Source organism: Lacrimispora amygdalina, from assembly GCF_900205965.1.
Lineage (GTDB): Bacteria > Bacillota > Clostridia > Lachnospirales > Lachnospiraceae > Lacrimispora > Lacrimispora amygdalina_A.
Window position 1 is genome coordinate 348194 of the sequence record NZ_OAOF01000003.1, and the last position, 11439, is coordinate 359632.

An 11439-nucleotide genomic window follows, 5' to 3' on the forward strand; every position below is an offset into this window, starting at 1 on the left:
GGTTGGTATAGATATATGAATCGGTTGCGGTGGTTAGATGCTTTAAAGGGCATAGGTATAATTTTAATAATGGTTAGTCATTCTTTCGTGATTCCTTATTTGGGGAGGGTACTTAATGCATGTTTTATCCCGCTATTTTTTATATCTACAGGATATACTTATAGTAAAAAGGGAATAAAGAAGTATTTGACAGATAAAATAAATAGACTACTCATTCCTTATTTTTTTTATGGAATCGTATTAGTTATTCTTCTGGCAGTATTTAAATATATGAGAAGTGGAAATATTCTAAATAACACATTATTTGGGATGATAAGTTTATTATATTCGAGATATTGTTTGTATCCCAGAACAGCAAATGAAAATATACGTTTTTTAGCGAATGAGGTAAGTCCGCTGTGGTACCTAACAGCGGCGTTTGTTACATCTATTATATTTGAATTCATACCCAAATCGAATCGTAAGCAGATTTTGTTTAGTTGTATAATATGTATAACTATAACTATCTGGATGTCCTTTTTACCAGTTCTTTTGCCATGGAGTCTTGACACAGCTTTTTTGGGAACAGTATTTATGCTATTTGGATTATTAATTCGTAGAATTAATTTGGAAAATCTTAATCAAAAAAAATTGGTAATATACTGTATAGTAATTATATATATATTATTGGCTTATTTTAATCCTGGAATTAATATAAGTGTTAGAGAATATGGCAAATATGGTGTTTTAAGTATTGTCCTAACTATTATGTCAGACGGCGAATTACAGTCGGGAATAACGGCAAACTAAATTCCCGACTGATACCGACCAGACTGCGCAGTGTCATCTATAACTGCGCAAAAATACCTGAACAACTGCACACTCTCGTAGTCTTGTTTCAAGACAGGATATTCCTGCTTTGAAACAAGGCCATGAGCCACAGCTCACAGCCTTTGAACCTTGAAAAATAAAAACTTCATTATGAAAGATTTTGATTATCTACAGCTGCAAGAATAACATCTATATCAATAGTATGTTTGCCAGCCTGAGAGCCAAAAGCGATGGCATCGGTCATTAGATTATCAATTAACCGGGGATTTCCCTGTGAATAACCATGGATGGAGGCAAGTGCTGCATCATCAATGATGGATTTAGAGCCTCCTGCACGTTCTAGCTTGTGCAGAATATAAGCAGCAACTTCTTTGTCATCAAGTCCAGCGTAATTATAGTGGACAGTAATTCTTTGGCGAAGAGCTTCATGAACGGGTTTACGGAGAATGTCATTCAAGTGGGATTCTCCACAAAGAATTAGGGTAAAACAGTTCATGGAATCGTAACCATAGTTCATCAGCATTTTGATGTCATTGAGAATTCCAGTACTCAGATACTGTGCTTCATCAATGACCAGCAAAAGTGGCTGCCTTTTTTCCTTGTACTGGTAGTAGATCTGCTCCTGAATTGCTTTGAACATGCCAGTTTTACCACCTTTATCACTGACCCCAAGTACAGAACAGAACTGCTTGTAGAATTCTGCAACAGAGATGGTAGACAGGCATAAATAAGCTACATGGTAAAGATTGGGGTTCAGACTTTTGGAGAAGCATCTGAGGCAGTAGGATTTTCCCATGCCGGGTCTTGCAGTAAAGATGCCGATACCACGGATATCTTTTAAGTAATCCAGTCGGTGGGACATCTCTTTAAAGTCTCTGGAAGCAAAGGAGTCCTTCTCAGAAATGGATTTATCAAAGGGATTGAAGGAAAGTGCGTAAAAGTCGTTATACATTAGAAGGACCTCCCATCTTTGAGTAGTCAATCGATGGTGCGTTGTTTCTCTTGGTATGGCAGTTGGCATTTTTATCCGTTCGAAGAAGAGGAAAGTGCTTACCGTCATAGAGGATGAAGGCAGAATCCATGTCATTTGGCTGATAACGAATATCTACTTTCATAGAAATAAACTGCATAGGAACATCAAAGCTGTTCTTGTTGATGGAAACAGTGGAATCTTTATTCACTTTCCTGGAAATACGATTGAGGAAGCATTCATTGAGCCAGTCTCTGGATGCAGGACATCTTACATGAGATTTTGTATACTGATAGCGGGTAAAAGGAGTACAGTCAATACCTGTGTGGAAGGTTGTGTTATAAGAGCGCATGTAGTCTTTTAAAAGGCTGTTAAATTCAGCCAGTGAAGAAATGCGTTCAATATCAAGCGTATAAAGCCAGCGTTCTTTCAGTGTACGAAAATGGCGTTCTACTTTTGCTTTGGAAGCTCCGTCACGGACTCTGGTGTGCAAAAGCACAGTACCAACTGCTCCACAAATCATGGAAAGCTGTTGGTTAGAATAGGGTGAACCATTGTCGACGTAAAGTTTATCGGGAATGCCGTAAGTAGCAATGGCATCTTTTAATACTTTCTGAAAGTTAGCAGCATTATCGTTATAGAAGAGTTGACCGCCTACTAACAGTCTGGAATGGTCATCGATAATCATGACACAGTAAACACGGCGGCAGTGCCCGTCTTCCGTGATATGTGGAAGATAACAGGTGTCAGCCTGCCACATTTTGCCAAACATATCCTCTTCAAAGGCTTTGCGGTCGCGGACATTTGGATTTCTAGCTGATTTTAAATCATTGTGTTTGATGAAACGCTGAACGGCATCTACAGATACGGAAGCTGGGATAAAGGAATCAGCAATTAACTTCTGGTGAATCTGAGTGGCATTGAGCCTTGGAAAGTTTTCTTTTAAATGGTAGATTTCTTCAATTGCAGTATCAGAAAGAGCACGGGAAGTGCCTTTATCAACACGATCTTTTGGCATCAAGGCATCAATGCCGCCAAGACGGTACTGAGAGACCCATTTCTCAACGGTTTTGTAATCGTAGACTTTTGTTGTACCGTCTGGAAGAATCAAGGGTTTTTCAGTGACTCTCTTGTAATAGGCGGTTTTGGAAACATCAGGAAATAAGTCCTGGATCACCGGAGCGATGAGGGCAAATCGAAACTGTGCAACAGCAGCTGCGTTTGATAGATTGTTATGTTCATTCATGGCATGTTTACCTCCTTCATTGGTTATGAATCTATGGTAAACCGTAGAATAAAAGATGCCTATTCCCACGTTGTGTGGAAAACGGAATTTAAAACAGGTCAGAAATGCTTCCGGCCAAAAAGTGCAGTGGGATTCGCGTGGCTCTGCAAAAAGGAAGAGCCTGTAAGCCGGAAGAAACCAGAGGAGAAATCAGAGAAATGTTCCATGAGGCATAGAAATCTGATAAAATCCTTTGGAAGTTGCTCTTTCTGATCAAGAATACTGAGCCAGACAGAACGATTTTGTAGAAACATGTCACGCCACCGATAGAGCATGGAAGGAGTGATGTTGTAAGCTTCACAAAGAGAAGCCACAGTTTTAAGGTGAGTAAAGTACTCCGCAAGAACACGGAGAATGAAAAAGATACCATACTGGGAATAAGGAATGATAGTATCTGGAAGAATGGCATGGGAATGACCACAGCTTTCACAGATGATCCTTGTAACACAGATATCCTGATAGACCGGTTTTCCATGGATGATATCTATGATTGATCGGGAATAGGAAGCGTGAATCTTACAGTTTCCTTTGGAATGACAGATGGGACATTCCACGGTTTTGGGCTGAAAAGAGCGCATGAAATCAAGAAATAAAAATTTTGATGAAGTTTTTATACGAATAATCTTGCAAAACAGAGAGTTTTTTCTTATCATAGAGATGGACTTAAGCAGACTGCTTTTTGACAGGCAACCATAAATAGGACATAGATCCTGAACCGGGACCTGCATGCGGCGCTTAGTTTGGTGAAGAGAAAGGACGAACTGTAGGAAGGGCTGTTCTTTCTCTTTTTTTGTTGTTATGGTTACATTAAAAACTATATGGGAATGAGAAGAAATGGTCAATAGAAAGACAGAAAAAAACGTGCAGTAAAATACAGCACGTACCGATAGGTAATATATGTAGTTGCAGAAATTAATTTGCAGTAAAGTTACAGCCGGTTGGAATTATAATTTGCTGGCTGACACTATTATAATAGGAGTTCTTGGAACAAGCAGCTATGCACTTGTTTGTAAGATATTTGAAGATACATTTGTAGTTAAAGGATTGGCTTTAATTGGACAAAATACTATTTTATTATTAGCGCTACACAGATTTATCTTTTCCATCATAGATAGATTGATTTCAAGATCGATTCATAATCATTACATTGTTGGGTTATTAGGAGTACTTGTTTCATTGCTTATATGTCAGTCGATTAGAATAATTTTAAATAAAACATCTTTCAATATAGCATGGGTTAAATATCTTTTTTAGAGAATGTAAAAGTTCTCAATGAATCCTCCCAAAGTTATAGGATAAAGGAATAACACTGTGATTGTTATTTAGTATATTAATATACAAGTTGGTAAAAAACAGTGGGCTTTTGAGTAAAAATAATGAATAACGTGTAATTGTAAAGAACCAATGAAAGCCAGAATGCTCATAAATGTGTTAAGAAGGGAAGGCGGAAATTAAGATTTGGCATTATCACGTTGGCTATTTGAAAATTTGTTTAGAATTGTGTATAATATTTGATAAGAGCAAAATATAAGAGAAATTTATAAATAAATGAAAGTTGAGGTTTGGACTATGATGAAAAAAGCATTAATTACAGGTATTACAGGTCAGGATGGCTCCTATTTGGCGGAATTTTTGTTGGATAAGGGATATGAGGTTCATGGAATTACACGTCGTTCATCAATGTCTAATACCACTCGAATTAATCATTTAATTGCTAAGAATGCTATTACTTTATATGATGGAGATCTTTCTGATTCCTCATCTTTAATACGCATTATTAGTATTGTTCAACCGGATGAGATCTATAATTTAGCAGCACAGAGTCATGTTCAGGTTTCTTTTGATGTACCAGAATATTCCGGTGATGTGGATGCACTTGGTGTTTTACGTATTCTGGAGGCTTGCCGCATTCTTGGTCTGACTAAAAAAACAAAAGTTTATCAGGCCTCCACTTCTGAATTGTACGGAAAGGTAGAGGAAGTTCCACAAAAAGAAACGACTCCTTTCCACCCATATAGCCCCTATGCTGTTGCAAAGCAGTATGGTTTTTGGATCACTAAGGAATACCGTGAGGCTTATGGTATGTTTGCTGTAAATGGAATTCTTTTTAACCATGAATCTGAACGTCGAGGTGAGAATTTTGTGACTCGTAAGATTACACTTGCGGCTGGACGCATTGCAGAAGGTTTACAGAATCATCTGGAGTTAGGGAACATGGATTCTCTACGTGATTGGGGATATGCCAAAGACTATGTTGAATGTATGTGGCTGATGTTACAACATGATAAACCAGAAGACTTTGTGATTGCCACAGGGGAACAGCATACGGTTCGTGATTTTACTGAAAAGGCGTTTGCAGCTAATGGTATTAAAATTCGCTGGGACGGTTCTGATATGAATGAGAAGGGATACGATGTAGCGACTGGGAAAATGTTGGTATGTGTAAATCCTGAGTGGTTTCGTCCAACAGACGTGGATAACCTATGGGGGGATCCAACAAAGGCAAAGGTTGTTTTAGGTTGGAATCCACAGAAAACCAGTTACGAGGAACTTGTTAGTATTATGGCAGAGCATGATCGTGAGCTTGCTAAAAAAGAAAAGGCAGTAAGAACAGCCTTGAACTAATGGATATTATCTGTAATTAAAGGAGAGTAAGTTTTATGGATAAAAATGGAAAAATATACGTAGCCGGTCATCGCGGCATGGTTGGTTCTGCCATTGTTCGCGAACTGGAGCGTCAGGGATATAACAATATAATAACTCGCACACGTGTAGAACTTGATTTATGCCGTCAGGAGTCTGTTGAGTCATTCTTTGAAGCAGAAAAGCCGGATTATGTATTTTTAGCCGCTGCGAAGGTAGGGGGGATCGTCTCCAACCAGAATGCGTTAGCAGATTTCATGTATGAAAATATGATTTTGGAAATGAATATTATTAATTCTGCATGGAAAAATGGGTGTAAAAAACTGGAGTTTTTAGGATCTTCCTGTATCTATCCACGGCTGGCTCCTCAGCCAATGAAAGAGGACTGTCTGCTTACTTCTGAATTGGAGAAAAGTAATGAGGCTTATGCTTTAGCCAAGATTTCTGGATTGAAATATTGTGAATTTTTAAATAAGCAATATGGAACAGATTATATTTCCGTCATGCCTACGAATCTATATGGCCCTAATGATAATTACCACCCAACTAATAGCCATGTATTGCCTGCATTGATCCGTCGTTTCCATGAGGCGAAAGAAGAAAATCTTTCGTATGTTACCTGCTGGGGGGATGGTTCTCCTTTACGAGAATTTTTGTATGTAGATGATTTGGCAAACTTATGCGTCTTTTTAATGGATCATTACAGTGGAAATGAGACTGTAAATGCAGGAACCGGCAAAGAATTATCTATAAAAGAACTGACGGAGTTGGTCGCCAGGATTATTGGATATCATGGAGAAATCCGTTGGGATACCAGTAAACCCAATGGTACTCCTCGTAAATTGTTAGATGTTTCTAAGGCAGCTAATCTGGGTTGGACATACAAGACAACTCTCGAAGATGGCATCCGATTGTCTTATGAGGACTTCTTAAAAAATCCAATAAGAGCAGAGCGATGAATACAAACAGCAACAATTCTATGTACAAGTTTGATGATGAAAAGGAAGAATTGGATGAATATAGTATTATTATCTGGCGGTTCTGGGAAAAGACTTTGGCCGCTATCAAATGATATTCGGTCTAAACAGTTTATAAAGATTTTTAAAACAGAAGATGGTTATGAATCTATGGTTCAACGTGTGTATCGCCAAATTAAGAGTATAGATTCAGATGCTGTAGTTACAATTGCTACTTCCAAATCTCAGGTTTCTGCAATACATAATCAATTGGGAGATGAAGTCGGCATCAGTATTGAACCATGTAGAAGAGATACGTTTCCTGCAATAGCGCTGGCTTGTGCATATCTTCATGATATTCAAGGAGTGGACGAAAATGAATCCGTTGTTGTCTGCCCAGTTGATCCTTATGTGGATGAGGACTATTTTCAGGCAATAAAAAAATTAGGTGATTTAGTAGAAATTGAGGATGCCAACCTGGTACTGATGGGAATTGAGCCGACTTATCCAAGCGAAAAGTACGGATATATCATTCCAGAAAATAAGAATCATGTCAGCAGCGTATCCATGTTTAAGGAAAAGCCAGTTAAAACGGTTGCGGAAGAATATATATTACAAGGGGCGCTTTGGAATGCAGGAGTTTTTGCTTTTCGCTTAGGACATATTCTACAGCGTGCCCATGAGCTGATTCACTTTAAAGATTATAAAGATCTTTTCAGTAAGTACGAAACGTTACAAAAAATCAGTTTCGACTATGCTGTGGTTGAACACGAAGAGAAAATTAAGGTCATGCGTTTTGCGGGTCAGTGGAAAGACTTAGGTACATGGAATACGCTAACAGAGTCAATGGCTGGCCAGGCTGTTGGAGAGGCGATTTTTAATGAAGAATGTGAGAATGTTCATGTAGTAAATGAACTAAATGTACCTGTTCTTTGTATGGGATTAAAAGATGTTGTGGTTTCTGCAAGTCCTGAAGGAATTTTAGTTTCTGATAAGGATCAGTCTAGCTATATCAAACCTTTTGTGGATGCCATAGACCAACAAATAATGTTTGCGGAAAAGTCATGGGGAAGTTTTCGCGTGTTGGATATAGAAGAAAATAATATGACCATTAAAGTGACATTAAATTCTGGACATAGAATGAATTATCATAGCCATGAGTTCCGAGATGAAGTTTGGACAATCATTTATGGTGAGGGCAGAACAGTTATGGATGGGGTAGAGCAAAAAGTAAAAGCAGGTGATGTAGTGACGATGCCTGCAGGATGTAAACATACAATCATTGCAGATACTGAACTTCATGTGATAGAAGTGCAATTAGGAACTGAAATCAGTGTACATGACAAACAAAAGTTTGAATTTAATTAATTTCGGATTAAGCATTTAAGCGTGTCCCCATATAATTTTCCATTCAAATCACAGGAGGATGAAAATGGATAGTAGTATTCAAAAGGAATATCAGCGTTGGTGTTCAGAGGCAACTGCTGATAATGATTTAATAATAGAGCTGAAAGAAATAGCAGAGAATAAAAAAAGAATAGAGGATGCATTTTATACTAATCTTGCTTTTGGTACTGGTGGACTTCGCGGTATAATTGGTGCGGGCACTAATCGCATGAATGTCTATACGGTAGCAAAGGCATCTCAGGGTCTTGCAGATTATGTGATAAAAAACTTTGTGGAGAAAGACCGAAAGATTGCAGTCAGTTATGATTCACGTAATAAGTCATACTTATTTGCACAGGTGGCTTCGGGAGTATTTGCTGCTAATGGAATCAAGGTAGAAATTTACACAGAGCTTATGCCCACACCATGTTTATCTTATGCGGTAAGAAAGCTTAACTGTGCTGCTGGGATCATGGTAACTGCATCTCACAATCCTTGTGAATACAATGGGTATAAAGTATATGGATCAGACGGTTGCCAGATAACTATTGAAGCAGCGACTCAGATATTGACAGAAATTAATAAATTGGATATTTTTCATGATGTTAAGACTATGGACTTTGAAACAGGTTTAAGGACAGGGAAAATATCCAATATAGGAAATGATGTTTTTACTGCGTTTGTAGAAGAAATAAAGAGACACACAATGTTGTCTGATGATGTGGTGTTGGATAAAAATGTATCAATAATATATTCACCGTTGAATGGCACTGGTCGAAAGCCTGTTTTACGTACTTTAAAAGAGTCAGGTTATATGAATATTACGGTGGTGAAAGAACAGGAACAGCCAGATGGTAACTTTCCAACTTGTCCTTATCCTAATCCTGAAATGAAAGAAGCAATGGCACTAGGAATGGAATATGCAAAAAGATATAAGGCTGATTTACTTTTGGCAACAGATCCAGATTGTGATCGTGTGGGGATTGCTGTAAAAAATGAAAATAGTGAATACAGATTGTTATCAGGGAATGAAGTTGGAATGCTTCTGCTTGACTATATCTGTTCACGACGTCAGAAAATGAACAAGATGCCCGAAGACCCGGTTTTAATTAAGACTATTGTAAGCATTGATATGGCAGAACGCATTGCAGCAAATTACGGAGTGCGTACAATTAATGTTTTGACTGGTTTTAAGTTTATTGGAGAGCAGATTGGCTTACTGGAGGCAAAAGGAAAGATAAATTCGTTCATTTTTGGATTCGAGGAAAGTTATGGCTATTTAAGTAGCTCGCATGTTAGAGACAAAGATGCAGTTGATAGTGCCTTTATGATCTGTGAGATGTTTGCTTATTACAAAGCTCAAGGAGTTAGTCTGTTACAAAAACTGAATGAATTGTATCTTCAATATGGTTTTTGTTTAAATACCTTGCATTCTTTTGAATTTGAAGGGGCAGAGGGCTTTGCAAAAATGCAAAAAATTATGGAAAACTTTCGTGATGGAATAAAAGCAATTGGAGGAAAAAGGGTACTTAGTTGCCTTGATTATAGTCTGGGATTAGCTGGTCTTCCAAAGTCAAATGTTTTGAAATTTCTGCTTGAAGATAACTGTTCTGTAGTTATTAGACCTTCAGGAACTGAACCTAAATTGAAGATTTACATTTCTATCAGTGCAGGAAACTCCAAAGAGGCCGAATATTTAGAGGGTATAATAGCAAAAGAATTAAATACACTTTTTGTATAAGTTTTATAATTAAAGATGTAAAATAATTGAGTGCAGTACATGTCAGTTCTTCTTTATTTTTTGTTTAATCAAGATGGAGATAAATACTAGCAGTAAAAAATTATAAAAATCTTAATTGTTCATTAATGGCGAATCTGTTAAAATGATTATAGATGTTTTATGTATAATATGCAACTAGAGTGCGGTAAAAGGAGTAAAAATATGTATCAAAAGAGAAAATCAGTTGAGAAATTACTGATATTATTAATAGATTTTATAGCCATTTGGATTAGTAGTGGTATAGCATATTGTTTACGCTATGGTTTTTTATTTGGTCGAAATAGTCATATAGATCAGATATGGCAGATCACACTCATTAGTTTACTATATGGATTATTAAATTTTTTTACTGATTTTAATCACCATTTTTTTAGAAGGGGTAATTTTGAAGAATTTGTATCCGTAGTCCGTAATCAATGTATATTTACCATATCTTGGATATTAATTCTATTTTTAATTCATAAATCGTCTGAGCTGTCACGATTGGTTTTCGGTTATTTTTTTGTAATAAATATAGTTTTAACTTTTTCGTTCAGGATTCTTTTTAAGCAATTTATGACCCGTGTTTATAAAACAAGTAAATATAGTAGCCGCCTTCTAATAGCAACCACTTCCATGAAGATAGAAACTGTACTAGAGAATCTTATTGGTTATAACGAGTGGAACCGCATATTGGTGGGAGTGGTATTGACCGATATATCGCAGATCGGGGAAGCTGTATGTGGATTACCGATTGTAGCTGACCGAACAACACTTCTTGATTATGTCGTTCATCATAACGTTGATGAAGTGTTCATAAATGATAGCACCATAATGCAGGAACCAGTCTTAAGGGAATGGATATCAGAACTTGAAAATATGGGAGTGATTGTTGATTTAAATATAGATATCTTTAATATCCCTTCAAGTGGTAAAAAAGTATTGAACCGAGTTGGGAAATATGCGGTTGTTACGTTTGCCAGAAATATATTTTCTAACCGGCAAATATTACTCAAGCGAATGCTGGATATTGTTGGAAGCCTTGTGGGAATAATAATACTTGGAATCGCAACCATCTTCGTAGCTCCCGCAATAAAATTAAATTCTCCTGGTCCTATTTTCTTCGGACAAACCAGAGTCGGAAAAAATGGAAGAAAGTTTACGTTTTATAAATTCCGTTCTATGTATCAGGATGCGGAACAGAGGAAGAAAGAGCTTATGAAAAAAAATGAGGTCAAAGGTCTTATGTTTAAGATGGAGGATGACCCCAGAATTACCAGGGTGGGAAGATTCCTTCGTAATACCAGCATTGACGAACTGCCTCAGTTCTGGAATGTTTTAAGAGGGGATATGAGCTTAGTGGGGACCAGACCACCGACAGTGGATGAATTTGAACGGTACGAAGCCAAACATAAGTGCCGGCTTAGCATGACACCTGGTCTTACTGGCTTATGGCAGATCAGCGGACGCAGTGATATCAAAGATTTTGATGAGGTCGTTAAGTTAGACATGCAGTATATTGATAACTGGTCTATTTTAAAGGATATTAAGATTTTGATTTTGACAGTCTGGGTTGTCCTGACAGGAAAAGGATCCCGCTAGAACAAGACTTTAAACATATCAGAGGAGA

Annotated in this window: 10 protein-coding genes; 7 read left to right on the forward strand and 3 right to left on the reverse strand. The window is 37.4% G+C overall.

Features of this window, described 5'->3' with window-relative positions:
* The first annotated feature begins 15 nt into the window (after window positions 1–15).
* The gene (locus CRO04_RS27410) at window positions 16–789 is read left to right on the forward strand and encodes an acyltransferase family protein (protein WP_097003408.1); all 774 of its coding nucleotides are present in this window, start codon (window positions 16–18) and stop codon (window positions 787–789) included.
* Window positions 790–958: 169 nt separating this feature from the next.
* On the opposite strand, the gene CRO04_RS06460 is transcribed toward CRO04_RS27410, so the two are convergent.
* From CRO04_RS06460 to CRO04_RS25955, 3 genes are all read right to left on the reverse strand, one after another.
* Window positions 959–1762, reverse strand: coding sequence for an ExeA family protein (locus CRO04_RS06460; protein ID WP_097003409.1), 804 nt, complete (start codon window positions 1760–1762; stop codon window positions 959–961).
* The gene (locus tag CRO04_RS06465) at window positions 1755–3026 is read right to left on the reverse strand and encodes a DDE-type integrase/transposase/recombinase (RefSeq protein ID WP_097003410.1); all 1272 of its coding nucleotides are present in this window, start codon (window positions 3024–3026) and stop codon (window positions 1755–1757) included. Before CRO04_RS06465 ends, CRO04_RS06460 begins: the two co-directional genes overlap by 8 nt.
* Window positions 3027–3124: 98 nt before the next feature.
* The gene (locus CRO04_RS25955) at window positions 3125–3718 is read right to left on the reverse strand and encodes a DUF6431 domain-containing protein (protein WP_141400949.1); all 594 of its coding nucleotides are present in this window, start codon (window positions 3716–3718) and stop codon (window positions 3125–3127) included.
* 250 nt (window positions 3719–3968) lie between these two features.
* Here CRO04_RS25955 and CRO04_RS25960 point away from each other — a divergent pair, with 250 nt between their 5' ends.
* From CRO04_RS25960 to CRO04_RS06490, 6 genes are all read left to right on the forward strand, one after another.
* The gene (locus CRO04_RS25960) at window positions 3969–4319 is read left to right on the forward strand and encodes a hypothetical protein (protein ID WP_141400950.1); all 351 of its coding nucleotides are present in this window, start codon (window positions 3969–3971) and stop codon (window positions 4317–4319) included.
* Between the two features lie 315 nt (window positions 4320–4634).
* Window positions 4635–5690, forward strand: coding sequence for a GDP-mannose 4,6-dehydratase (gene gmd / locus CRO04_RS06470; protein WP_330400790.1), 1056 nt, complete (start codon window positions 4635–4637; stop codon window positions 5688–5690).
* 35 nt (window positions 5691–5725) lie between these two features.
* Window positions 5726–6667: a GDP-L-fucose synthase family protein gene (locus CRO04_RS06475; protein ID WP_097003411.1), complete on the forward strand. Its 942-nt coding sequence runs from the start codon at window positions 5726–5728 to the stop codon at window positions 6665–6667.
* A 54-nt stretch (window positions 6668–6721) separates the two neighbouring features.
* A complete protein-coding gene (locus tag CRO04_RS06480; RefSeq protein ID WP_097003412.1) occupies window positions 6722–8032 on the forward strand; it encodes a sugar phosphate nucleotidyltransferase in 1311 nt (436 codons plus the stop codon).
* Window positions 8033–8096: 64 nt separating this feature from the next.
* Window positions 8097–9791 carry a phospho-sugar mutase gene (locus CRO04_RS06485; RefSeq protein WP_097003413.1) on the forward strand — a complete coding sequence of 565 codons (1695 nt, stop codon included), beginning with the start codon at window positions 8097–8099 and terminating at the stop codon, window positions 9789–9791.
* 201 nt (window positions 9792–9992) lie between these two features.
* Window positions 9993–11411, forward strand: a complete 1419-nt coding sequence (locus CRO04_RS06490) for a sugar transferase (RefSeq protein ID WP_097003414.1) — start codon at window positions 9993–9995, stop codon at window positions 11409–11411.
* The last annotated feature ends 28 nt before the right edge of the window (window positions 11412–11439 follow it).